The 25120-nt window shown below is 68.1% G+C and carries 19 protein-coding genes; 10 read left to right on the forward strand and 9 right to left on the reverse strand.

The genetic code is table 11. The features are described from left to right. Positions 1-146: 146 nt before the first annotated feature. The 4 genes from U0177_RS27100 (at position 147) to U0177_RS27115 (ending at position 5748) form a co-directional block, all read left to right on the forward strand. Positions 147-2603 carry a BTAD domain-containing putative transcriptional regulator gene (locus U0177_RS27100; RefSeq protein ID WP_409573808.1) on the forward strand — a complete coding sequence of 819 codons (2457 nt, stop codon included), beginning with the start codon at positions 147-149 and terminating at the stop codon, positions 2601-2603. A gap of 333 nt (positions 2604-2936) precedes the next feature. Further along, complete coding sequence (locus U0177_RS27105; protein WP_409573809.1) at positions 2937-3563, forward strand: hypothetical protein; 627 nt, start codon at positions 2937-2939, stop codon at positions 3561-3563. 350 nt (positions 3564-3913) lie between these two features. Beyond that, positions 3914-4879, forward strand: coding sequence for a COX15/CtaA family protein (locus U0177_RS27110; RefSeq protein ID WP_409573810.1), 966 nt, complete (start codon positions 3914-3916; stop codon positions 4877-4879). A gap of 422 nt (positions 4880-5301) precedes the next feature. Continuing rightward, positions 5302-5748 (forward strand): cyclic nucleotide-binding domain-containing protein, encoded by a 447-nt coding sequence (locus tag U0177_RS27115; protein ID WP_409573811.1) that lies wholly within the window; start codon positions 5302-5304, stop codon positions 5746-5748. A 6-nt stretch (positions 5749-5754) separates the two neighbouring features. Here U0177_RS27115 and guaA read toward each other — a convergent pair whose 3' ends face one another. Then, positions 5755-7296, reverse strand: coding sequence for a glutamine-hydrolyzing GMP synthase (gene guaA / locus U0177_RS27120; RefSeq protein WP_409573812.1), 1542 nt, complete (start codon positions 7294-7296; stop codon positions 5755-5757). A gap of 229 nt (positions 7297-7525) precedes the next feature. Here guaA and sixA point away from each other — a divergent pair, with 229 nt between their 5' ends. Continuing rightward, a complete protein-coding gene (gene sixA / locus U0177_RS27125; RefSeq protein ID WP_409573813.1) occupies positions 7526-7999 on the forward strand; it encodes a phosphohistidine phosphatase SixA in 474 nt (157 codons plus the stop codon). A gap of 224 nt (positions 8000-8223) precedes the next feature. After that, positions 8224-8841 carry a hypothetical protein gene (locus tag U0177_RS27130; protein ID WP_409573814.1) on the forward strand — a complete coding sequence of 206 codons (618 nt, stop codon included), beginning with the start codon at positions 8224-8226 and terminating at the stop codon, positions 8839-8841. Between the two features lie 152 nt (positions 8842-8993). On the opposite strand, the gene U0177_RS27135 is transcribed toward U0177_RS27130, so the two are convergent. From U0177_RS27135 to U0177_RS27165, 7 genes are all read right to left on the reverse strand, one after another. Beyond that, positions 8994-9752 (reverse strand): RNA polymerase sigma factor, encoded by a 759-nt coding sequence (locus U0177_RS27135; protein ID WP_409573815.1) that lies wholly within the window; start codon positions 9750-9752, stop codon positions 8994-8996. Between the two features lie 249 nt (positions 9753-10001). After that, the gene (locus U0177_RS27140; RefSeq protein ID WP_409573816.1) at positions 10002-11066 is read right to left on the reverse strand and encodes a tetratricopeptide repeat protein; all 1065 of its coding nucleotides are present in this window, start codon (positions 11064-11066) and stop codon (positions 10002-10004) included. Positions 11067-11101: 35 nt separating this feature from the next. Continuing rightward, entirely contained in the window at positions 11102-12532 is a 1431-nt protein-coding gene (locus U0177_RS27145) for a hypothetical protein (protein WP_409573817.1), read from the reverse strand. 71 nt (positions 12533-12603) lie between these two features. Next, on the reverse strand, positions 12604-14097 hold the full coding sequence (locus U0177_RS27150) for a hypothetical protein (RefSeq protein ID WP_409573818.1): 1494 nt from the start codon (positions 14095-14097) through the stop codon (positions 12604-12606). A gap of 159 nt (positions 14098-14256) precedes the next feature. Then, complete coding sequence (locus U0177_RS27155) at positions 14257-16257, reverse strand: hypothetical protein (RefSeq protein ID WP_409573819.1); 2001 nt, start codon at positions 16255-16257, stop codon at positions 14257-14259. A gap of 1 nt (position 16258) precedes the next feature. Further along, complete coding sequence (locus tag U0177_RS27160) at positions 16259-17677, reverse strand: sugar transferase (protein WP_409573820.1); 1419 nt, start codon at positions 17675-17677, stop codon at positions 16259-16261. A 67-nt stretch (positions 17678-17744) separates the two neighbouring features. After that, positions 17745-18932 (reverse strand): glycosyltransferase, encoded by a 1188-nt coding sequence (locus tag U0177_RS27165; protein ID WP_409573821.1) that lies wholly within the window; start codon positions 18930-18932, stop codon positions 17745-17747. Positions 18933-19139: 207 nt separating this feature from the next. Here U0177_RS27165 and U0177_RS27170 point away from each other — a divergent pair, with 207 nt between their 5' ends. From U0177_RS27170 to U0177_RS27185, 4 genes are all read left to right on the forward strand, one after another. Next, entirely contained in the window at positions 19140-20549 is a 1410-nt protein-coding gene (locus U0177_RS27170; protein WP_409573822.1) for a hypothetical protein, read from the forward strand. Positions 20550-20806: 257 nt separating this feature from the next. Further along, a complete protein-coding gene (locus U0177_RS27175; RefSeq protein WP_409573823.1) occupies positions 20807-21316 on the forward strand; it encodes a DUF4870 domain-containing protein in 510 nt (169 codons plus the stop codon). Positions 21317-21343: 27 nt separating this feature from the next. Further along, the gene (murI, locus tag U0177_RS27180) at positions 21344-22156 is read left to right on the forward strand and encodes a glutamate racemase (RefSeq protein WP_409573824.1); all 813 of its coding nucleotides are present in this window, start codon (positions 21344-21346) and stop codon (positions 22154-22156) included. Positions 22157-22249: 93 nt separating this feature from the next. Beyond that, positions 22250-24346, forward strand: a complete 2097-nt coding sequence (locus tag U0177_RS27185) for a protein kinase domain-containing protein (RefSeq protein ID WP_409573825.1) — start codon at positions 22250-22252, stop codon at positions 24344-24346. A 20-nt stretch (positions 24347-24366) separates the two neighbouring features. Here the strand turns inward: U0177_RS27185 and U0177_RS27190 are convergent, their stop codons facing one another. After that, positions 24367-24972 (reverse strand): hypothetical protein, encoded by a 606-nt coding sequence (locus U0177_RS27190; RefSeq protein WP_409573826.1) that lies wholly within the window; start codon positions 24970-24972, stop codon positions 24367-24369. Positions 24973-25120: the final 148 nt, after the last annotated feature.

Raw genomic sequence — 25120 nt, forward strand, 5'->3', positions numbered from 1 at the left:
TCGCGCGCGCTCGGCAGGGGCAAAGAGCGCCAGGCTTGACGGTACCCTGGCGCGGGCCTGCAATATGTTATAATTGTAAATCTGAAAACGTCGCTTTATACCAGCCGCGTCCGCGCTGCCCCACACGCGCAAAGGAGGCTGCCGCCATGCTCAGGCTGCGTTTACTCGGCGCACCGTCGCTTGCCGACGACGCCCGTGAACTGTACCTGCCGTCGCAAAAAGCCCAGGCGCTGCTCTTCTACCTTGCCGCCGAATCCGAGCGCAGCTTCTCGCGCGGCCAGATCATCGCACTGCTGTGGGAAGATAGCTCCGAGCGCGAGGGCCGCAACAGCCTCAGCACCGCGCTCACCCGGCTGCGCCAGGCCCTGCCGCTGTTCCCGCTACGCACCGAGGGCGATACGCTGGCCTGGCTGGCCACCCCCGACGTCTGGGTCGACCTGCACGGCTTCCAGGCCGCCGCGCAGCCCGCCCAGGCCGGCGCCGCCGCGCGCCGCACCGACCAGCTCGAAATGGCCGCCGGCCTGTACCGCGGCACCTTCCTCGACGGCTTCAGCGTGCGCGATAGCGCCACCTACGATGAGTGGCTGCGGCTCGAGCGCGAGCGCTGGCAGCAGCGCTGGCTCAACCTGATCGACCAGCTGATCGAGGCGTATGCCCAGAGCGGGAGCTGGGATCGCGCGCTGGTGCACGCCCGCAACGCCATGAACGCCGACCCGCTGCAAGAGCGCTTTCACCGCGCGCTGATGCGCCTGCACTACCAGGCCGGCGACCGGGCGGCTGCGCTGGCGCAGTTCCGCATCTGCCGCGATGTGCTCGACCGCGAGCTGGGCGTCGAGCCCGACCCCGAGACGACCGCGCTCTACCAGGCGATCGCCGACGGCACGCTTGAGCGCGCCGGCCGCCCGGCCACCGCGGCCCCGCCCGCCCGGCCAGCACCCTCGGCGGTGGTGCCAGGCTCACGGCTCGGCGCGCGCCTGGCCTCGGCACGCCGGCGCAGCTTCGTGGGCCGCACCGGCGAGCTGGCTACCTTCGCCGCCGCCCTGGCCGACGAGCAGCCGCCCTTTGTGGTGCTGCACGTCTATGGGCCTGGCGGCGTTGGCAAAAGCACGCTGCTGAGCGAGTTCTCACGCCTGTGCGCCGAGGCGAATGTGCCAGCCTGGCTGATCGACGGCCGGAATGTCCAGCCGACGCCCGATGGCTTTCTCAACGCGCTGCGCGAAACCCTCGGCACCGACAGCCCGCTCGAGGCGCTGCCCCAGCGCCACGTGCTGCTGATCGACACTTACGAGGTGCTCACCCCGCTCGATAGCTGGCTGCGCGACCAGTTTCTGCCGCAGATCCCCGAGCAGGCGCTGGTGGTGCTGGCCGGGCGCAACCCGCCCGCCGCAAGCTGGCGCGTCGACCCTGGCTGGCAGGAGATCACCCAGGTGGTGCCGCTCGGCAACCTGAGCGAAGCCGAGGCCGAAGACTACCTGCAGCGCCGCAATATCCCGCCCGAGCAGCGCGAGCCGGTGCTGCGCTTCACGCGCGGCTACCCACTGGCGCTGTCGCTCGCGGTCGAGGTGCTGATCCAGCGCCCTGGCTACAGCTTCGATGGCACGGCTACGCCCGATATTGTGCGCGTGCTGCTCGAGCGCTTTGTGGCCAGCGTGCCCAGCGTGGCCCACCGCGCCGCGCTCGAAGCCTGCTCGCAGGTGCGCGTGATGGGCGAGCCGCTGCTGGCCGCCATGCTTGGCTCGCCCGAGGCGCGCGAGCTGTTCGACTGGCTGCGCGGGCTGTCGTTTATCTCGGCCGGGCCGCGCGGCATCTTCCCGCACGATCTGGCGCGCGAGGCGCTGGCCGCCGACCTCAAATGGCGCAACCCGCCCTGGCACCACGAGCTGCACCGCCGCGCCCGCAACTTCTACATGGCCGAGTTCGAACGCTCCCGCGCGCACGAGCAGTACCTTGCGCTGCTCGACCTGATCTACCTCCACGACAACCCGCTGATCCGCTCGACCTTTACCTGGAACGATATCGCCGGCCTGGTCGAAGATACGCCGCGCGCCGCCGACTGGCCCACGCTGATCGAGATGGTGCGCCGCCACGAGGGCGATGAGTCGGCTGCGCTGGCGGCGCGCTGGTTTGCGCGCCAGCCCGAGGGCGTGACGGTGTTTCGCGATGGCGCCGGCAATGTCACCGGCTTCAACTGCTTCCTGGCGCTGCGCCCCGAAGATCGCGCCGCCAGCGAGTTCGACCCGTGCGCCCAGGCGCTCTGGCGCTACGCCGACACGCTGCCGCCGCTTCAGCCGGGCCAGTTCATCGCGATCGACCGCTTCTGGATGGACAGCGAGGCGTACCAGGGCATTTCTCCCACCCAGGGCATGATCTTCGTCTCGGCGCTGCGCTATGTGCTCACGGCCCCCGGCCTGGCCTACTCATTCCACGTCTGGAAGAACGCCGACAGCTGGCTGCCCGCCGCGTCACAGGTGCTGTTCCAGCGCATCCCTAGCGCTGATTTCCCGGTGGGCGGCCATTCCTACGGCGTGTTCCTACGCGATTGGGTCGCCACGCCACCCGCCGCCTGGCTTGAGGCGCTGGCCGAGCGCGAAACCGCCTCGTGATGCCGAGGCCCTCTACTACTCGCCTGGTCTTGGGGTGCGGGGCGGCTTCGCCGCCCTTTCTTTCGCCTGGTGGGGGGGCGCTTCGCGCCGCATTTTCGTTTCGCCTGGTGTGGGGTGCGGGGCGGCTTCGCCGCCCCCGCATTTTGTTATGAGATGCCCCGCCCGGCTTCGCCGGGCAGGGCATCTCATAACAAAAGAGATCAAACCAAGTTCGTATAACTTGTGACAATTATCAGGAAAAGAATCTTAACCCCCAGATACGAACCTGTTCCATACAAACGCGCGCCCTACTGCTATAAAGAAAGGTACAAACGCGTTTGGAAAGAGGTTCGTATGAACCTGCAGTTCATCTTGCCAACACTCGCGGATGAAGAGATCGAAGCGCCCTGCAGCTGCCCAATGCCCAACTGCCGCAGCAAACTGCTCCGTTTGCACCAGCGTGTCTACAAGCCTGTGCGCGATCGCAGCGACCGCCAGGTGCTCGCCTACCGCTACCGCTGCCTGGCCTGTGGCCACACCTTCCGCGTCTACCCGCACGGCATCTCGCAGGCGCATATCTCGCGGCGCGTGCGCGACCTGGCCATCCTGCTGTATTTTCTGGGCCTCAGCTACAAAACCGTGGCCGAGGTGATGGACGCGCTGAAGCTGTATATCTCGAAGACGCGCGTCTACGAGGCCGTGCGCGCCGAGCAGAGCATTGCCCACAGCACGCGGATGCACATTCTCAGCAATCTGCGCGCGCCGAGTATCCTCCATCGCTGGCCGATCGTCGATTGCCAGAACCGCCCCACCACACTCGAGCTCAGCCAGAACACCGCCGATCAGCTGATCCTAACGATGCACTGCGCGACGCTCGACGACGCGCTGAACTGCCGCGAGCTGATCACCCCGCTGGCCAACCAGCTCGGCATCCGGCTGCACGTCGCCGAAATTCTCGAGCGCAATATCGGCGCGGCCTGATTCGCCAACCTACCAAACTCAGAACGCTCCAACACTGCGACTCGCATTCGCACAGGGTTTATCATATACTTACACACGAAGTGCCCAATCCTAGTTCCAAGGTGTGAAACACCAAACTCGGCCTGTCTCCTGCGCCCGTTGGCTACTGTCGGCGAGCGTATGTCGAACTTGCTCCTTATCTCCGTCAGTGGCGTGGCGCTACCGATGGCGCTAGTGCTGCGCGCTGACGACTGGGCGTATGGAGCTGCGATGGCGCAGCCCCCAGCGCCCTTTTTTGTACGCGCTTGCGGCCGGGCCGCTTTGTGCTACCATGCGCTCGCGGCGATCGTTCTTCTAGAGGGATGCCACCAATGAGAGTAAATCGCTACGCCCGCTTCGCCTGGGCTACGCTGGCCTACAACCTCGCGGTGATCGTGTGGGGCGCATATGTGCGCGCCTCGGGCTCGGGCGCCGGCTGCGGCAGCCACTGGCCGCTGTGCAACGGCGAGATCGTGCCGCAGGCGCCGCGCATCCAGACGCTCGTTGAGTTCGCGCACCGCATCAGCAGCGGCGGGTCGCTACTGCTCGCCGTGGCCATGCTGGCGTGGGCCTGGCGCGCCTACCCGCGCGGCCACCAGGTGCGGCTCGGCGCCGGGCTGGCTATGTTCTTCATGATCACCGAGGCGCTGGTGGGCGCCGGGCTGGTGCTGCTCGGCCTGACCGATAAAGACGACTCGGTGGCGCGCGCGGTGTCGCTCGGCATTCACCTGGTGAACACGTTCCTGCTGATCGGCTCGATCGCGCTGACGGCCTGGTGGGCTTCCGGCGGCCGCGCGCTGCGGCTGCGTGGCCAGGGCACGCTCGCACTGGTGCTCGGGCTGGCGCTCGGCGGCGCGGTGGTGGTGGGCGTCACCGGCGCGATCACCGCGCTCGGCGACACGCTGTTTCCGGCTCAGTCGCTGGCACAGGGGGTGCGCCAGGATTTCTCGCCGACCGCGCATTTCCTCATCCAGCTGCGGATCATCCATCCAATCCTGGCGGTGCTGGTCGGCCTGTTCACGATCTACACCGGGCTGTTCGCCGCCGCCCGCCGCCCCGGCCGCACTACGCGCTGGTTTGTCCGCGCGCTGATCGCGATCTTCCTCAGCCAGCTCGGCATCGGGCTGGTGAATGTGGTGCTGCTGGCGCCGATCTACATGCAGCTGCTGCACCTGCTCATGGCCGACGTGGTGTGGCTCACGCTGGTGCTGGCTGCCGCCGCCACCCTGGCCGAGCCGGCCAATGCGGCCGAGCGCGCCACCCTGGCCGAGCCGGCCTTGCGCGCCAGCAACACATAAAAACACATCACGCCACTGGCCTGCGATTGCTCGCATATAGCAATGGCGTGATGCGTTCGGTAGGCTCCGAACATGAGCTTGGATGACGGCACATCGTGCGAGCACAATCTGGGAGCCTGCGCGATTGAGAGCACGATCGTGGTGCTTCTCCGAGCCGATCCGTAGTTGCTATAAAATATACCCGGCCGTTAAATTTCCAATGAATAATTTTTCTATGCCGTACATATTGCTATTGCGCCACAGCGCCGCGTTCTGCCTTTGGTAATAGCTTTGCGGCTACCGCGCCAATATGAATTGCACAGGCCCAGGGCATAACATTCCGTTGCAATTCCTGCCATTTTTTGCCACTTCCCGCCGCGTAGGCGTACAATTGGCAAGATCTGGCAAGTGCGCGGCCGAAGCCGTCAAAAAGGAGCAGCCGCATGTCGTACGCCTCGATGCTGGCCCGCGTCGAAATCTTCGATGAGCTGGGCCAGGAGCGGCTCGAGCGCATCTCGCAGATCTGCATCGAGCACCGCCTGCGCGAAGGCGATGTCGTGTTCGAGCAGAATGCGCGCAGCGATGGCCTGTACATTATCCTCGGCGGCGCGATCGACATCCAGGTGCAGGCGCCCGGCGCCGCCGCGCCGGCCACGGTGGCACGCCTTAAGCCCGGCCAGTCGTTCGGCGAGGTAGCGCTGGTCGACGAAGGCATTCGCACCGCCACCGCGCGCGTCGGCTCGGCCGAGGCCCGGCTGCTGGCGCTACGCCGCGCCGACCTGATGGAGCTGTGCCGTGAAGATTTCGAGCTGGGCTTCGTGCTGATGCGCAACCTCGCCGCCGACCTGGCGCTGAAGATCCGCCAGACCGACCTGCGCGTGCGGTCGTAGCGCAGCCTACTCCCACTCGATCGTCGAGGGCGGCTTGCTCGAAATGTCGTATACCACCCGGTTCACGCCCTGCACTTCGTTGACGATCCGGCTGCTGACGCGCGCCAGCAGATCCTCGGGCAACCGCGCCCAGTCAGCGGTCATGTAGTCTTCGGTGGTTACGGCGCGCAGCGCGATCACATCAGCATATGTGCGCCCGTCGCCCATAACGCCCACGCTCTGGATCGGCAGCAGCACCGCGAACGCCTGCTGCGTGGCGCGGTACAGCCCGGCCGCGCGCAGCTCGCCGATAAAGATCGCGTCGGCCCTGCGCAGCGTTTCGAGCCGCTGCCAGCTCACCGGGCCGAGCACGCGCACCGCCAGGCCAGGGCCGGGGAATGGGTGGCGCCAGACCCAGTCTTCCGGCAGGCCAAGCTCAAGCCCGGCCGCGCGCACTTCGTCTTTGAACAGGTAGCGCAGCGGCTCGACCAGCTTCAGCCGCATATCGGCCGGCAGCCCGCCGACGTTGTGGTGCGTCTTGATCGTCACGCCCTTCTGGCGGTCTGGCGCTTTGCTCTCGATCACGTCGGGGTAGAGCGTGCCCTGCGCCAGGAAATCGACCGCGCCGATGCGCTGCGCCTCGCGCTCGAAGATCCGCACAAACTTCTCGCCAATGATCTTGCGCTTGCGCTCGGGGTCGGCCACGCCTTCGAGCGCGCCCAGAAACTCTTCGGCCGCGTCGACCGCCACCAGCGGCACGTGCAAGTGCTCACGAAAGGTTTCGACAACCTGCGCGGCCTCGCCCAGCCGCAGCAGCCCGTTGTCGACAAACACGCACGTGAGCTGCTCGCCCACGGCGCGGTGGATCAGCAGCGCCGCCACCGCCGAGTCGACGCCGCCCGAGAGCGCGCAGATCACCCGGCCATCGCCGACCTGGGCTTTGATCCGCTCGATCGCCTCGGCCACAAAGCCGGCGGCCTGCCAGTCGCTGCCACAGCCGCAGATCTCGTGCACGAAATTGCGCAGCAGCTCGCGGCCAAAGCGCGTATGCACCACCTCGGGGTGGAACTGGATGCCATACCAGCGGCGGGCGTCGTCGCCCATGGCCGCGAATGGCGAGTTGGCGCTGTGGGCCAGCGAGCGAAAGCCCGGCGGCATGGCCTCAAGCCGGTCGCCGTGGCTCATCCATACCAGCTGCTGCGGTGGCGTGCCCGCGAACAGCGCGTGGTCGCCGCCGAGCTCGATCGTCGCCGGGCCGAACTCGCGCTCGGCCGGCGGCGCCACCTGGCCGCCCAGGGCGTAGCTCTGCAGCTGCATACCATAGCACACGCCCAGCACCGGCAGCCCGGCGCCCAGCAGCCAGGCCGGCATCTGCGGCGCGCCCGGCTCGTAGACGCTCGACGGCCCGCCCGAGAGGATCACGCCGCGCGGGTTAAGCTGGCGCACCGCCTCCTCCGTGGCGTCGTGCGGCAGCAGCTCGCTATAGACCCCCAGCTCGCGCACGCGCCGCACCAGCAGCTGCGCGGTCTGCCCGCCAAAATCGAGCACAGGCACCGATACTTGTGTCATAATAGGCTTTCTTGAATAAGAAACTGTCTGAAAAGGAGAAGTGCGCGGGCATAGTCCCTCGCGCAGCTCCTTTCTGGCGAGCGGCGACAGATTCGTGGCCACCACCAGTTTCAGCCAGCTTCTAAGTACAACTCTGCCGAGCGAAGGCGGCCGCGTAGGCACGGGAAAGAGCACCGACGTAAGCCTAGCGAACCCGGATTGGAGCTGCATTATAGCATAGGGGGGGCCAATGGAGCTGTACTTCTTGCGCCACGGCGTCGCGGCCGAGACCGCGCCCGACGGCACCGACGCCAGCCGCGCGCTGACGAAAGAGGGCATCGCCAAGATGAAATCGGCGGCGCGCGGGCTGCGCAAGCTCGGCCTGAAGCTCGACGCGCTGCTGAGCAGCCCGCTGACGCGCGCCCACGAGACGGCCGCGATCGTCGGGCGCGAGCTGGGCCTCGAGCCGCAGCTGAGCGACGCACTCGCGCCCGGCTGCGATCTGCCGCGGCTGCTGGCGCTGCTGGGCGAGCACCGCGCCGCCGAGCGGGTGATGCTGGTTGGCCACGAGCCCGATCTCAGCGGCCTGGTGGCCACACTCAGCGGCGGGCGCGTGCTGATGAGAAAAGGCGGCCTGGCCCGCGTCGACGCCGAGGTGCTCGAGGCCGGCGCCGGAACACTGGTGTGGCTGCTGCCGCCGCGCGCCATGCGCGAGGCCGATTAGCACGGCCGCCGGGGCCGCATGAAAAGCGCCGGGCAGCGCCAAATAGCCTGCCGCCAGCGGCCCCTGCCTGTGACCATAACCCACATGCGCCTAGATGCGGCGGCCCACTCGGGCCAGGCCAGGTAAGTACCGCCAGCCTATTGTTGCCTGGCGCGGCACCCCGTACAATAGAACCAGCAAAGCCGCTCGCACATTTCCGACAACCCACTACCGAGAGGCATTCTATGCGAATCATTCCGAACCAGCCGCGCCTGCGGCTGGTGGCGCTGGCGTGCTGGATCGTCGGCTGCTGGTGCCTGGTCGAGGGCGCGCGCCTGCTGGCGATGCCGCCAATCAGCCGGCTGCTGGCGCTTGGCGTCGTGCTGCTTGGGCTGCTGGCGCTGGCCACCGGCGTGGCATTCTGGCTGATCGGCACCGACCAGCGCGCCGGCATCACCTTCGATACCAAAGGCATACTGCTGAACCTGGGCCACTCGTCGGCATTCGTCGGCTGGGGAAATATTCGCCGCATCGGGGTGACGCGCCAGCGCGCGAGCGTGCTCTCGATCGGCAGCCCGCGCCAGCTCGGCATCGCGCTGCTCGACACCGAGCAGTACGTGCAGAGCTACGAGGCGCGCCTGCCGGCGGCGCGCGGGCCACTCTCGGGCGCGCTGCATATCATCCACTGGCTGCTGCACCGCTCGGCGCCGGCCGACGATCACGCGCTGCGGGGTGCGCTGGCGGCCTGCCGCGCCCGCACCGGCTACGACTTGCTCATCCCCGAGGCCCTGCTGGGCCGCTCGGCCGAAGAGTTTGCCGCGCTGCTCGACCGCTACTGGCAGCGCTCGGGCATGCACGGCTGAGCGATCTTGGGCTGGCGGCGTATCGTTTTCCGCCGCGCGCAGAGCGCCGCAGCGCACGCCACGGCTGGGGCGCTGCTTTCGGCAAAAAAAAGTGGGGATGCTGCCGCGTGACGCGCGGCAGCATCCCCACAAACGATCGGCGCACGCTTGGATCAGGAAGCCAGCATGCTGCGCAGCTCGGGGTTGCGGCTCAGGCGGCCGAGCACATTGCGCTTCACGTTATACACGTCGTTGATGCTCTGAAACAGATCCTGGCGATCCTGAAAGATATCGAGCGGCTTCATCCCCAGCACGTACGAGCGGAACACCACCACGCGCTCGGCCTCGCTGTGCAGCTGGGTGTTGATATAGCTCCAGAACTCCTCGCAGTACACCCGTTCCATGGCTTCCTCGTCCGGTGCTGTCTGGGGGGCGTGGCCGGTGGGCAGCGCCTCTTCCGGCAACATCTCGGCCCACGATTGGGCGCGGACGCTATCTATTACGACTGAGCCCGAGCAAAGTTGCAAGTAGTGCAGCAGCGACGAGAGCGTCGGGAACTGGTCGAACCGCTCGCTGATCGCCTTCCAGAACTTGGTGAATGCCGCGCCCACAAAATACTCGCTGCTCTCGCCACTGCTGGTGAACGCGCCACTGCGGCGCACCCAGCTCTCGACCAGCGGGCTATAGTGGGTGTAGATATGCTCCCAGGCGACGTCGTTATGCTCGACGATCGCGCGGCGAAACAGCTCGTAGGCGAAGCGCGTGTCGTGCTGGATGCCGCGGTAGAATCGCTCGCTCTCGGCGAGGCAGTGCCGAAGCAGCACCGCCAGATCCATGTGGGCAAGCTCGGCGGCATCAACGCTCGCCAGTGCAGCGTGCGGGGCGCTCGATCGAGCGGAAGGCCGGGTCGTAAGCGTGCGTGCTGCGATCATCGTTACCCTCCTGCAACGAGAACTGCTGCGCCGGCGGGCCAGGCTGAATACCGGCAGAGCAGCGTAGTAGTGCGGTATCGGTTCGATGTGACCAGCGAGATCGGCGAATGCCGGATCGAGCTCACGAAGGCTATTGTAAAATTTGGCCGCCGCGTTGGGAAGGGGTGGGGATGAGCGAATGATGACAGAGAAAACTATTTTGAGTAGTATTTGGCTTTGTAACGCCTTAAAATGAATTTCTATTCATCTTCAGCGTATGCCGCGCCGCAGATCGCGCGCGCGCTCTGCCAGTGGCACGGTGGCATAGCGCGCGGCTTCGGGGGTAGTGAACGCCAGATCGCCCCAGGCATACCAGTCGTCGGCGGCATCGCCGGCCGGGCCGGGGTGCGACTCAAGCGTCAGCTGCACGGTTTGCCCGGCCCAGGGCGCAAGATCGGCCCAGCCAGGCACCCAGCCACGCTGGGCGGTAGCGCGATCGATCGGCAGATCGGCCACGCGCGTGCGCTGGCCACCCACGGGCGCGACCCACACGCGGAAGCTTGCGCCATTGGTGGCCCAATCGTGGGCGGCTGGGTCGAGGCCAACCACAAAATGCAGCGCCGGCCGATCCTTCGGCACCGCGAGGCTGGCCGTGAGGCTTGCTGGTGGGTGCAGAAAGATCGCCTGCGTCTCGAGCGCGGGCGCGGCTGGGTCGTTGGCGAAGCCCTGGCGATAAGTGACGCGGCCGAGGTAGCAGGTTTCGGCGCCGCGATCGCTGCAGAACTGCGATTTGATCAGCCGACCGGGGGCGTCGAGCCGGCCGTCCAGCAGCTGGTCGATAATCGGCGTGCGCGGCGCGGTACGGCTGATCTCGTCCATACGCGAATACACAAGGCTGGCCTCGTAGCGCAGCAGCGGGTTATCGGGCGCGAGCGCCACAGCCTGCTCGTAGGATGTGGCGGCGCGATCCCAATCGCCCAGCGCGGCGTACACCTGGCCGCTAAGCCGGTACGCGTGCGGATGGGCGGGGCGGTGGCGCGTGGCCGCCGCGAGCAGCGGCAGCGCGCGCTCGAGCGTCGCGGCGTCGCGGGCGTGGGGCAGGCTATCGGCGCGGCGCGGCACAGGCCAGGCCAGGCCGGCGTCGATCAGGCCGCCGGCGCGCTCGAGATCGTAGGCCCACAGCAGCACCGGCGCGGCCAGCCAGCCCGCGCCAAGCAGCACGGCCAGCACGGCCAGCGCGGCCGCAGCCCAGCGCGCCCCGTGGCGGAGGGGCGGCGCGCCGGCCTGCGGCTCGGGCGCGGCAGCCTGGGGCTCGGTTTTGCTAGCGGCGTTCATGCTGGCCGCGAGTATAGCGGGGCGCGCGCCGGGCGTCAAGCCGAGCCGCATGCGAAAATAATCAGCGGGTAGGCGTACACCGCGTCGCGCAGCTCGTGCACGGGATGGCAGCCACCGGCCGGCGCGGCTTCGTGCTGCAGACGCGGCAGCGCGCCATCCTGCAGCACCAGGTAGCGCGGGCGATACCGCTGAAACGCCCATACTGCGGCGGCGTCGTAGCTGCTGGCAGGCGAAAGCTGCTGGGCGACCGGCGGCTGGAGCAACCCGGCGAAGTCGAGCATCGGCCGCTGGGCATAGTAGCCGATGATCCCAACCTCCAGGGTGCCAACGCGCGCGTCGGGCGGGGTGTTGGCGCGCAGCCACTCGCCGGCGGCCTGGTAGATCGCCACGCGCGTATCGCGGTGATCTTTCAGAAACAGCAGCCCCTGGTACTCGACACGCAGCAGCTGCAGGCCCAGCGCCAGCGCCACAGCCCAAGCCGCCGCCGGGTGGCCCCAGCCGCGCCGCGCCAGGCCGGCCAGCGCGTCCAGGCCCAGGCCCACCAGCGCGGCCAGCCCGACGATCACCGGGCCGTAGTACCAGAAGTAGCTGGTGACGCCCAGCGCGGCGTAGGCCGCGGTATACAGCGCGCTCCAGCCGATCGGAATGAGCCAGGGGCCGCGCCGGCGCAGCGCCGCCACCAGCCCCAGCGCCGCCAGGGTAAACATTGGCCGGAACTCGGCGTAGCGCCAGTAGTTATCGCGCAGCTGCGCCAGCAAGCCGGGCAGAAACAGCTCGCTGCCGGGCAGCAGGGCTTGCCGGCGCTTGGCCTCCAGCGTCGCCGGGAATGGCGCGCCGAAATACAGCTGTGCGAAGGCCAGCCAGGGCAGCAGCAGCGCCAAGTACAGCGCCAGCGCGCGCCAGGGCAGCGGCCGGCGGCGCTGCAGCAGAAACGCCGCGCCAAGCACGCCGGCGGCCAGAACGCCATCGGCGCGGATCAGCGCGGCCAGCGCCAGCAGCGCCGCCGCCGCCAGGTAGCGCTCGTGGGCGTAGGCCAGCGTGGCCCCCAGCACCAGCGCTAGGTACAGCGGCAGCTCGCTACCCAGCGTGGTGACGAGCAGCGGGAACAGTGGGTACACCAGCATGGCCGCCAGGCCGGCCAGCGGCGCGCGCCAGGCCAGGCCCAGCCGCCAGAGCGCCAGCCCGCCGAGCGCCAGGCTGAGCGCGCCCAGCGCATTGCTGAAGGTTGGAATATCGGCGCCGAACAGCCGCGCCGCCGCCAGGATCAGCGCGTACAGCGGCGTGGTTGTGCTGAGCACGCGCTCGCCGGAGTTATACACAAACCCCAGGCCGGCGGCGAGGTTTTGGGCGTAGCGGTAGGTGATGAACGGGTCGTCGTAGGCGTGGCCGCCAAACCAGCCGAGCAGCGCGGCAGAGACGATCGCGGCCCACACAATCGGCCCGTATACGCGCAGGCGCTGGAGCATGGCTGCATCTTTTCTCGAAAGGCTACCTTGATGCGGAAAGCGAGCCGGGCGAGGCACGCGCCAGGCGCGCACTATGGCTTGAGCGTAATATATATCGGCTCGAAGCGCGCCAGGAACAGGTAGTTGTCGCCGAACGCAATCGGCGTCAGCGCATTGCCATCGCGATCGACGGCGGCGATAAACCGCGACTGCGGGACGCTAATGGCCAGCGTCTGGTCGTCGATCGCCCACACCACGTGCACGCGCCGGTCGTAGCGCGCGAAAGCGTACGCTTCCACGCCCTGGCCGTAATCGACCGTGCCGGTGTACTCGGCGGTCTGCAGCAGCTCGCTCAGCACCTTGAAGGCGCGGAAGGCCTGGGTTGGCGTATCCTGCGCGTCGAGCAAGCCGGTGTTGAACCAGCCCGGGCCATTGATCGTATACCAGATCACACCTTGAACGTCGTTGGCCAGCGCACGTGTGAACGAGCGCACCAGGTACACCGCCTGCATCTGGAAAAACGCATCGGCGGGCGGCGAGCAGTAGGCCTTGTAGGGCAGGTTATCGGTGGGGCACATCAGCGCGGTTTCATTCAAAAACAGCGGCTTGCTCACGCCATACGCCGCCATGATCTCGCGCAGAAACGCGGCCTTGCCGCGCACACGGCCGCCGCGCGAGTACCACGGCGAGGCGGGCGCGTTGTCGGGGTCGACGGTCTGGTTGAGGTATGGAGTGTAGGCGTGGTATGGCACCACGTCGAAATACGGCGCCGCGCCGGCTTCCAGAATGCCCTGCAGAAACAGCTCGGGCCGGCCCTTGCCCGCCGCGGTGGTGTATGGCTCGTCGAGCAGCAGCCCGCCGATCCAGATCTGCACGGCGGGATCGGCCGCGCGCAGCACCGGCGCAACCGCCTTCAGCATCGCACCATAGCTGCGGCCGCCATAGAACCGATCGTTGATATTGCCCCAGCAGCCGAAGCCGTTGTTTGGCTGCACCAGCCGCGGGTCGATATCGATCTCGTTGCCCAGCTCCCAGTGGTGCACATTGAACTCGGGCGTGCCGTAGCGCTCGATCAGCGCGCTGATGAACGCCGCGTAGGCGCCATACTTCTCGGGGCGAATCGCGCCGCACGAGGTAGCAAACGGCTTGTTGATCGTAGCCCAGGCCGGCGAGTCGTAGATCACCACCTCGGGCGTAATGCCAAACTGCCGCACGGCGCGCAGCTCGGTCTCGAGCTGGGCCAGCACGTCCCAGTTGATCGGGCCGCCCTCGGTTGGCTGCATCAGGCGCCACGAGATCGGGCCCATGCGCGCCCAGCCGGCGCCCAGCTCAGCGGTGCGCGTTAAAATCGGCGAGCCGAGCGTCAGCGGCCGCTCGGCCTGCACCCCAAAAGGCGCCTTCCAGGGCGAGTTGCGCGTGAACACCGGCACGTACACGCGATGCAGCGGCGTCGCCGCGGCGAGGGCCGGCGCCAGGGCGCGCGCCAGCGCGGCAGGTGGGGCGGCTGGCGCAAAGCAGCCCACGCCCAGAGCTATCAGCAGAAGGGCAAGCAAGCCAGCGCGGCGGGCAGGTGTTGGTCGATTCATGTCCTCAGTCCTAGTGCGATCCAAACGCGCCTGGCGGCTCTGCGCCCACTCGTGCGCGCGGTACGCGGCCGGGGCGTATCGCGCGGGGCGCGGGGCACAATCGGGGGCGGCAAGAGGCCCTGCCCGCGCCACATCTTGAAGAAGCGTAGCTGCTGCCAATCAACGCACTGGCGGGAGCGTCTGATAGAACCACCAGATTGTCTGGATCGAAACCCCATTCAGGATGATCAATCCCACGATCAGCCCAAAAGTTACGCTGGTGCGCCAGCGCGCGCCCCACAGCGCGCGCCAGCCGCCCACCAGCGCCAGCAGCGAGACAATGATCGCCGGGTAGGTGTAGCGCGCCGCCGGCACGACATACAGCTCGCCCAGTAGCGGCAGCGGGCGCAGCAGGGTGTTGGCCCAGATCAGCAGCCCGACGAGCAGCAGAAACAGCGCGGCCGGGCGCAGCGCCAGGCCGGCCGAGCGCCGCGAAAGCAGCCAGCGCAGGCCGCCCAGCAGCGCCAGCAGCGCAAGGTAGCGCGAAAGGTACAGCCAGATCGGGTCGCGCAGGCGCACATTGCTCCAGGCGAACGACTGCACGAAGCTGTCGGTGGCGGGCAGCAGCATGGCGCTGAAGAAGATCGGCGCGACGCGCCACACGTCGAACAGCGCGGCGATCGACTGAGCCGGCGAGCGGTGGATATAGCGCACCAGCAGGCGGTCGACGACGGCGCGCAGCCGCGGCCAGCCCGCGTCGGCCGAGGGATTGCGCAGAAGGTTGGCGAAGCTGCGGCCGGCCCATATGCCAGCCGTGGCGCGGCTGTCGTCGAAGCGCGGCGCCTGGTCGAGCGGGAAGGCGCCCTCGGCCAGCACCATGCCATCGGCAAACATGCGTGTAGCCGCTGCGCCGGCCGGGGTGTGCAGGCTGATCTGGTAGTGCAGGTACATGGTCTGCGGCGGCAGATCCAGCGTCAGCGCCACAAACGTCGGCACGGTGGAGATAGCGACCTGGCGCTGCTGCAGCGCGGCCCACGGTGTAGACGGCGTCTTGTAGGCCACGCCGAGGTACGCGGTTGCGTCGGGGGTATCGGCCCATACCCACGCGCCCACGGTGACCGGCTGGCCGCCCAGGCGCTGCAGGCTCACCCCCGCCAGCGGGCTCAGCAGCATCTGGTTGGCGCCACCGGCCGGCACCATCAGCTGGAGTGCGTGCTGGCCCAACGGCGCCTGCGGCGTGGTGGCGCGGGTAGCTTCGGCCTGAACGGCCTGGGGGTTGCCGCGGTACCAGTAGGCCGCGTCGCCCCAGCCGAACAGCAGCGGCAGGGCGAGCGCCAGCGCGGTGGCCACGCCGACCACCAGCCAGCGCCAGCGCCAGCCGCGCTGGGTCCAAAAAGCCACCAGGCAGGCCAGCGGCGCCAGCGCCAGCGCCAGCGCGGCGGTGTTTTTTGTAGCCACCGCCAGCAGCGCCGTGCCGAACACCCAGGCAACGCGCCGCCAGCCCAAGCCCTGGCGGATAGTGCGCACCGCGCCCCACAGAAACAGCGAGAACACCGCCACCGCGCCGACATCGTTGTTCACCGCAGTCATCAGGTCGGCGAATGGCGGCAGCAGCGCGATCGCCAGCGGCACGGCCCAGCGCAGATCGTGGCCGGGGGGCGTCAGCTCGCGCAGCGTGCCTGCGGCAAAGGCAACCGTCAGCACAAACAGCAGCAGCGAGACGCCGCGCGCCAGGTAGAGCTGGCTTTCGAGGTCGAGGTGGCGCGCCAGCCGCAGCGGCAGGCTCACCAGCAGGTAGTAGCCGGGCGGGTGGCCCAGCTCGGTCACGCCCACGTCGATCGGGCCGGTATCGGTGAGCAAGCGCGGCTGCTCGAGGTTCCAGTAGAAGCGCCGCGCCAGCATGGACGCCGCCAGGTCGCGGCGCATGGCCTGATCTTCGTCGCCGGCGTGGGGCAGGCCCGGGCGGTTGGCGATCAGCCAGGCGTACTCGAAATGCGTCGGCTCGTCGTAGTGCTGCCAGGGCGGCAGCAGGCACAGGTAAAGCGCGCCCTGGCACAGCGCGATCAGCAGCACCAGGGCTAGCCTGGCACGCTCGCTGGCCAGGCGGCCGAGCGGCAAAGCGGCCAAGCCAGCCCCGCGCGCCGCAGGCAGCGGCGAGGCGATCGACGAGTGACGCGCCACGCTAGAACGCCCCTTGCCCGCTGAGCACCACCAGCAGCGTACGCAGCAGAATACGCATGTCGAGCAGCAGCGAGTAGTTCTGGATGTAGTAGAGGTCGTCGGCGGTGCAAAGGTGCTGGTGCTCGAAGCCGCGGCGGTTGATCTGCCACCAGCCGGTCATGCCCTGGGGAACGGTGAAACGGCTCCACTGCCATGGCTCGTACTCTTCGCGCACGACCATTGGCAGCTCGGGGCGCGGGCCTACCAGGCTCATATCGCCGCGCAGCACATTCATCAGCTGCGGCAGCTCGTCGAGGCTGGTGCGGCGCAGCCAGCGGCCCACCCTGGTGATACGCGGATCGTCGGCAAACTTGAAGTGCAGCTTGCCGTCGGCGCTGCGGAAGGCCACCTCCTCCCAGCGCTGGTCGGCGTCTTGCACCATGGTGCGAAACTTATACATCTGGAACAGGCGGCCATTCTCGCCCACGCGCTCGGCGCGGTACAGCGCCGGGCCGGGCGAGTCGCGGCGGATGAGCCAGGCGATCAGCAGCAGAAACGGCGACAGCAGCAGCAGCAGCAGCGCGCTGAGCGCGATATCGAACAGCCGCTTCATGATCCGCGCTTTGTCGCTGATCGCCGGCACGCGCAGCCCGACGATCGGCAGGCCCTCGATGTAGTTCACGCTGGCGCGCATCACCGCGAAGTCGAGGAAATCGGGCACCAGGCGGATGTGCACCGGCTTGGTTTGCAGCTGGCGCACCAGCAGCACCGTCTGCGGATGGGCCTCAAGCGGCAGCGTGATGATGATCTCGTCGATGGCGTAGTGCTCGATCACGCTATCGGCATCGTCGAGCGTGCCGAGCACGGGCCAGCGCTCGAGATCGTGGCCAACCATGGCCGGCTCGGTGCCCAGAAAGCCCACCACCGGCGCGGCGCCATTCCACTGGCGCATCAGCGCCTGGGCCAGCCGCAGGCCATTGCGGCCGGTGCCGGCGATCAGAATGCGGCTATGCGCTTGGCCGCGCCCGCCGCGATGCCGCACAATCAGCCGCATGGCGCCGTAAAACAGCAGCAGCGCGGCCAGATCGAGCAGCACGAAATACACAAAATACAGGCGCGAGATCTGGCGAAACGAAAGGAACAGCGCGCCGGCGAAGGTGAGCGATGCCAGCAGCACCGCGGCCACCAGCCGCCACAGCCCGTCGATCAGCTGGCCATCGCGCACCAGCCGCGGCGTCGAGAAAATAAACTGCATCGCGAACCAGATCAGCGCGACCAGCGGGTAGAGCACCACCGGGATGTAGTTCGCGCCCGGCTCGAGCGGCACCCAGATCGAAAAGCGCTCGCGCAGCGCCATAGCGACGACGAGCATCAGCTCGGTGATCAGGATGCTGCCAAACATCACAAATACGTCAAGGTTAGTTGTTGTTCGTGGTTTCATTCTGGCTCCGCTGTTCAGCCCGGCGCGGCAGCGGCGCAAGCGTCGTTGCGCTGGCCCCGCCCGGCATTCACACGCTCAGTGCGGCCGGCTCGGGCGCTGCGTGCGAGTGCGGCCGCGGCGCGGCAACCGACTCGTACAGCCGGGCCATTGCGCCAAGCATGCGCTCGGACGTGCCATGTTCAGCGTAGTAGCGTTGCCCGGCGCGCGCCAGCAGCGCCCGGCGCCTGGGCATCTGGGCCAGCCGCAGCGTCGCGGCGGCGAAAGGCTCGGCGTGGCGCGGCGCCAGCAGGCCGGCGCCGCTGCGCAGCAGATCGCGCGTGCCAACCACGTCGGTGGCCACGATCGGCACGCCCAGCGCCATTGCCTCGAGCGGCGCCTGCGGCAGCGCCTCGTAATCGGAGGTGAGCCAAAACACGTCGAGCGCCGCGATAATCTGCGCGGCGTCGTCGCGGTGGCCTGTGAAGTTGCACGCGTGATCAATGCTGAGCTGCCGGGCATACGCCCGCGCCTGCGCTTCCAGCTCGCCGCCGCCACACCATACAAACCGCGCCTCGGGCAGCTGGGCCAGCAGTCGCGCGGCCGCTTCAAGAAACAGGCGCGGATTCTTCTGCGGCGCCAGGCGCGCGGCCGTGCCGATCAGCGGGGCGCCTGTGGCCTGCCCCAGCGCGCGCCGCATCGCCGGGCGGTCGTAGACGCCTGGCAGCGCGGGCGGCTGGATGCCATTGGGAATACACACGATCCGGCCAGGATCGGCCAGGCCCGCCGCCAGCGCCAGCGCGCGCTCGCCCGCCGACACCGCCACAATGCGGTCGCACATGCGGCCAGCCAGCCGCTCGAGCGCGAGGTACAGCCCACGGCGCGCGCCGCCCGCGCCCAGAAACGCCAGCCCATGCGGGGTATACACCACCGCCGCCGAGCTGCCGCTGGCGCGCGCTGCAAAACGGCCGAGAAACCCGGCCTTCGAGCTATGCAGGTGGATCACGTCGAAGGGCTTGTGGCGCAGAATCGCGACCAGCTGCCGCAGCGCGGCAACATCGGCGCGCGGATCGATCGACCGCTGCATGGCTACCGGCAGAACGGGGATACCAGCATTCGCCAAATATGTAACGAATTGGGCATCACCGTAGGAGTTCTGGCGGAGAAGCGGACAGGCGACCGTGGAATCGATACCGTACTGCCCTAACCCGGCCGCCAATGTCTGAACGTGGGTGCGAACTCCGGCGATCGTTGCCTCAACAATATGGAGGACTCGCATATACACCAGCGTGCCCAGGCTTGTGCATCTGCTTTTGAGAAGCAAAACAGTACTACATGAGCCAGCGCGGCAACCATTATAGCATAAGTCGTTTCGGTTACGATAGCGCGCAAATTGGCACGCAGCCGCAATCTTCCGCCGGTTGCAGTTCGATCGCTATCGGCTATAATCAGCTGGTAGGTTGGCAGTTCGTTGTACCAGGTGCCCATGGCGTTGTTGTATCGCCTAGCCATTATCGTGTCGCTGCTGTGTGCGCTGGCGCTCCCCGCCGCCGCCATGCCCCGCCCGGCCACAGCCGGCACGCAGATCTACCTCCCGATCGTCGCCGCCAGCGGGCCAGCCAGCCCGATCGGCGTCGATCTGCGCTGGTACATCGACGACGCCGTGATGCCGTATGTACGCGCCGCGCAGCCGCGCTGGGTGCGCGCCGGCGACGTGCTGTGGCCCGATGTCGAGCCGGTGCGTGGCGGCGGCTACCGCTGGGACGCGCTGGCGTATATCGACGCGAATGTCGCGCGGCTGCGCGCGGCCGGCATCGAGCCAACCCTGGTGATCCAGCGCTCGCCGGCGTGGGCGCAGCGCGTGCCCGGCCGGCTGTGCAGCCCGCCGGCCCCCAGCGCCCTCGGCGATTTCGAGCGCTTTCTCACCGCGCTGGCCGCGCGCTACGCCGGGCAGGTGAGCTACTGGGAGATCTGGAACGAGCCAGATTTCGCGCCGGCCAATGTCGCCGACGCCGACGGCACCGGCTGCTGGCTCGACGCCAGCCAGCCGGCGTATGGCGGCAGCTACTATGGCGAGGTTGTGCAGCGCGCCGCAGCTGCGCTACGCGCCGGCAACCCGCACGCCCAGGTGATCGCCGGCGCGCTGATGTACCAGTGGCCCGACGACACCAGCGCCCAGCTGTTCCTGAAGGGCATGCTCGGCAGCGGCGCAGGCCGCTCGATCGACGCGCTCAGCTTCCACGCCTATGGCGAGTGGGGCGCCGGCGACCTGCTGATTGCCAAAACAACGCGCATCCGCGAGATTCTGGCCGGCTACGGCCTGGCGAACATGCCGCTGTTCGCCACCGAGATCGCCGCCACCTGCGGCTCGAATAGCATCGCCAACTGCAAGCCGAACTTCACGGTGTGGAAGACGCACCAGGCCAACTACGCCGCGCGGATCTACGCCGAGGCGATCGCGCTGAACTTGAAAGGCGCCTTCTGGTACACGCTCACGCTCGACAACCCCGGCTTCCAGTTCAGCCAGCTGATTGACATCAGCAATAGCACCCTGGTGCCGCGCCAGTCGTACTATGCCTTCGCCAACTCGGCGCAGCTGCTGCAGGACGCACGCTACACCGGCGCGGCGCTGGCGGAGCCGCCGATCGACCAGCTGGGCAAGGTTCAGGTGCTGCCCTTCCGCAAGCTCAACAGCACGCTGTATGTCTTGTGGGTGCCGCGTACCGATTTCCCGGTGCTCTACAACCTGCCGGTATCCGCCGGCGCGCGCGCGGTCTGCACCGACCACCTCGACCAAAACCCGCCTGCGATCTACGATTGTTCCGACGCCAACCGCGACGGCATGATCGCGCGCGCCGTGAATGAGCTACCTCAGTACATCGAAATCTTCCCATAATGCTCTGCTCCCGCGCACAGAAGAGGGAGCACAGAGTGAGCGCAAAGAGCGCCGGATTTGGACGGCGCACTAGAACCTCTTTGAAAAGGGTGCTTTGGAGGGACGAAGTCCCTTCAAGTATTGTTCTGCGGGCGGCGGCCACATCTGTGGCCGCCGCCCGCCAGAAAGGAAGTGCGAGGGATATGCCCCTCGCGCACCCCCTTTTCAAACAGGCTCTTAGTGCTATAATGCGCCAGCAATACACTGGAGAGACCGCCATGCAGCCTTCCAACGACGAGCGCATGCTGGCCGCACTCGCGCACGCCAGCATTGTTGCAAATGTTTTCAACCTTGCCGGGATGTTCGCGGCCATGCTGATCTGGGCCACGCAGCGCGAGCGCTCAACGTATGTGCGCGGCCATGCGCTGCAGGCGCTGCTGTACCAGGGGCTGGCGCTGGTGGCCGGGCTGGCGCTGGCGGGCTGCTGGGGCCTGTGCCTGCTGGTGTCGCTGCTGCCCGCCGCCGTGCGCCCCGATCTGTACCGCACCAGCCCGCCCAACTCGTTCTGGATCGCCCTGCTCGGCCTGGTAGTGCCGCTCGGCTTTGGCGTAGCCGCGACGCTGTATGGCCTGTATGGCGCCTACCAGACATACCGCGGCAAGCCGTTTCGCTACCCTATCGCCGGGCGCGTGGCGCGCGAACCCGCCGCCGAGCCACCCGCCGCCGAGCCACCCGCCGCCGAGCCACCCGCCGCCGAGCCCGACCAGCCGCCGAGCGACATGCCCTGACCGAGAACTTCGGGATCGACCTGCACCGTGACACTTGGCTCGCACCCAATCGGCATCTTCGATAGCGGCATCGGCGGCGCGACGGTGCTACGCCAGCTGCAGCGGCTGCTGCCCTACGAAGATCTGCTGTTCCTGGCCGACCACGCCAACTGCCCGTATGGCGCGCGCCCCGCCGCCGAGCTGCGCGCGCTCTCGGCCGCGAACACGCGCTGGCTGCTCGATCGCGGCGCCAAACAGATCGTGGTGGCCTGCAACACCGCCAGCGCAGCCGCGCTCCACTGGCTGCGCCGCGAGTTTGCCCACGTGCCGTTTGTCGGCATGGTGCCGGCGGTGAAGCCAGCCGCCGCGCAAACCCGCAGCGGTGTGGTGGGCGTGCTGGCCACCCCCACCACCATCCGCGGCGCGCTGCTCGACGAGGTGGTGCTGCGCTGGGCCGGCGGCGCACAGGTGCTGCGCCAGGGCTGCCCCGGCCTGGTCGAGCGGATCGAGGCCGGCGAGCTGAACACGCCGTCGACGCTGGCGCTGCTCGAAACCTACCTGCGCCCGCTGCTGGCCGCCGGCGCCGACACGCTTGTGCTCGGGTGTACCCACTACCCGTTTCTTGCCCCGCAGATCCAGCAGATCGCCGGATCTCACGTGCGCCTGCTCGACGCTGCGCCGGCAGTGGCGCGCCAGGCTGGCCGCGTGCTGGCCGAGCGCGGGCTGCTGCGCCCGGTCGGCGCCGGCGCTGGCGCGATCACCTACGCCACCACCGGCGACACCACCGCGCTGGCTGGGCTGATCAGCCGGCTCGCGCTGCCGCCTGGTCTCGTTGTTCGCGCGGATACCACCGCCCGCTAGTATGAGAATGACTATTTATTCACTGTACGTGAATATTTAGGCTCTGCTATAATGAGCATGAGGTCGCCCGCTCAAAATGCCCAGGAACCAGCCATGCTCGCACCTAACACCTTTGTCGGTAATCGCTACTTGATCGTGCGCGTGATCGATGGCGCGGTATACGAGGCGCTTGACACCAGCACCAATCTGAATGTCGCGCTGAAGCTGTTCGATCTGAGCGGCGCGAGCGCCACTACGCCTGGGCAGCTCGATCGCGAGGCCCAGGTGCTGCGCGGGCTGCGCCACCCGCTGCTGCCACAAGTCACCAATTATGTAGCCGAGGAGGGCCGGGCGCTGCTCGTGAGCGAGTTTGTAGCCGGCGAAAGCCTAGCGGCCGCGCTCGCGCGCAACGGGCGGCCATTTGGCCCCGAGCCGATCGCCGACCTGGCCAGGCACATGCTCGATACCCTGGAGTACTTGCACCAGCAGTCGCCGCCGGTGCTGCACCGGGGCATCAAACCACAGAACATCATGGTTGCGCCCAGCGGCCAGCTGAAGCTCGTCGACTTGAGCCTCGGCGTACCGCGCGCCCAGCCGCCACAGGCCCGGCCGGCCGGAACCGGGCTGGGCTCGTCGTTGCAGTTTATGCCACCCGAGCAAGTGCAGGGCGCCGCGCTCGATCAGCGCAGCGATATCTACTCGCTGGCCGCAACGCTGTACTACCTGGCGACGGGCACGCTGCCCGCGCTGGCGGGAAAGCGCATCAACGCGCGCCTGCGTGGCCAGCCCGACCCGCTGCGCCCCGCCCACGAGGTCAACTCGCACGTGCCGATCAGCCTGAGCGCCGCGCTGGCCCAGGCTATGGCGCTTGACGCGGTGCAGCGGCCGATCGACGTGGCCGCGCTGCGCCGGCTGCTGATCCAGGCGCCGACCGATAGCCAGCCGCCAACGCTGATCGCGCTGCCGAGCCAGCCCGCGCCGCCAGCACCCGTGCCGCCAAGCGCGCCGCCGGTGCTGCCGCCTGCCCCGCCGGTGCCTGCAGCCTCCGCGCCGGCTAGCCGGCCACGCCCACCGTGGTTGCTACCGGCGATCATCAGCGCGGTTGGCTTTATCCTGCTGTTCGTGGTAGTAGCGCTGATTCTGCTTGAGCGGCGCGGCTCCAACAACACGCCGATGGTGGCTTTACCAGCCACTGTCGCGCCGGCCCCAACCGCCGCGCCGGCACCAACCGCCAACGCGCCCGCCATCGCCGCGCCGCGCGTCACGGCGATCGAGCCGGCCGACGCCCAGGTGGGCGCCCAGCCGGTGACGCTGACGCTGCGCGGAAGCAACCTCGACCTGGTGCGCGTGGCCAGGCTGGTGTCCGAGGGCGGCGCATCGCTGAATGTGGCGGTGCTGCCGAGCGGCCAAGACCAGGCGACGTTGACCATCCCGGCGCTGGCGGCGCCGCTCAACGGCGAGGCCGAATACCGGCTCGAGGCCAACGGCACGCTGATCGAAGCGCCGGCCATTAGGCTGCGCGATTTCATCGGCCGCAAGCCGGCCGCGGGTATTCTGCCCGAGTACGCCTACACCGAGCGTGTCGGCACCGACGCCGCAGGCGCGTATGCTACGCTGCACGCCGAGGCCGACACCAGCAGCCAGCCGCTTGGCGCGCTGCGCAACGGCGACCAGCTCGACATCCTGAGCGACACAGTGGAGGGCTGGTACCAGGTGCGCGTCTACACAGGCGCCGACGCCAAGCCTGGCTCGGTCGGCTGGGTCGAGCGCTGGCTGATCGACAACCAGGATGTTCCGCAGCAGAGCGCCGAGGCGCCCACCGCTGCACCTACCGCCGAGGCACCTACCGCCGCGCCCACCCCCGACGCGCTGGTGTTTGTGGGCAAGGTGTACAGCACGCCAACCGATAGCGCAGCGCAGTGCGGCAGCTCGTTCGAGTCGTCGATCTACGGCAGTGTCGAGGACGCACGCGGCCGCGGCATCGCCGGGGCCAAGCTGCGCATCACCTCGGGCGACGGTCGCAACACCTTCTCTGTTACCACTAGCAAAGGCGGGGTCTATAAACTACCCGGCCTGGGCTGCACCACCTGGGTCGTGCGGCTGCTCGGCGTGCCGAACGCGCCTGGCGGCATCAAAGCCAACCGCGTCAGCGTCAGCAATCTGAATGGCGGCAAGTTCACCGCGGCCGAGGTGCGCTTCAAGCAGCAGTAGGCCGGCGGCGCGCTTTGGTGCTATTTCGGGGCGGCCAGGGCGCGTAGCGCGCGCACATCGATCGGCTGGAGCGACCCGGCCACGCGCAGCAGCTCGTCTTCGCTCAGGCCTAGGCTATACACGAACAGCGTGCCGCGCGGCACCTCAAACACGATCTCGCGCTGCTCGCCATTGCTGATCAGCTTGCCCGCGCGCCCGCCGCTGGTGATCGCCCGCGTATCGCCCGTCAGCGGCAGCGCGTCGCGCAGGCCGCCGCCGCCGATCGCCAGCTTCTTGCCGCTGCCGTTCAGCGTGATCAGGTAGAAGCCAATGTCACCCTCGCCAAGCTCGCTCTCGCCCGACACGCGCGACTCTTGCGGGGCGGGCTGCATGCCCTCCGGCAGGTAGCTGGGCCACAGATAGATCGACGGCTCGGCCGGCGCCGTGGCGGCCGGGCTGGTGGCCGGAACCACGGCCGGCGTTGCCGCCGCCGCGACGGTTGGCGAGGGCGCTGGCGCAGCCGGCGCCGCCGCGATTGTTGGCGAAGGGCTGGGGCTGGCCGGCGCAGGCGCAGCGCCGCAGGCCACGCAGGCGCAGGCCAGCCCCAGCGCAGCACCAGCTTTTCGAAGACCCCTGAATAGTCGCATAGCCTGTCCTCTGGTGGGGTTTGGGGCGGCTTCGCCGCCCCCTTTTTGTGCTGCACTGCGTGGCTTCGCCACGCAGTGCAGCACACTCTATACGTGTAGGACGTACGCAGTTGGCGCGCTCAGCCTTCGGCAGAGTGGGCACGCGCTA

It is taken from the genome of Kouleothrix sp. (assembly GCF_046328425.1).
Lineage (GTDB): Bacteria > Chloroflexota > Chloroflexia > Chloroflexales > Roseiflexaceae > Kouleothrix.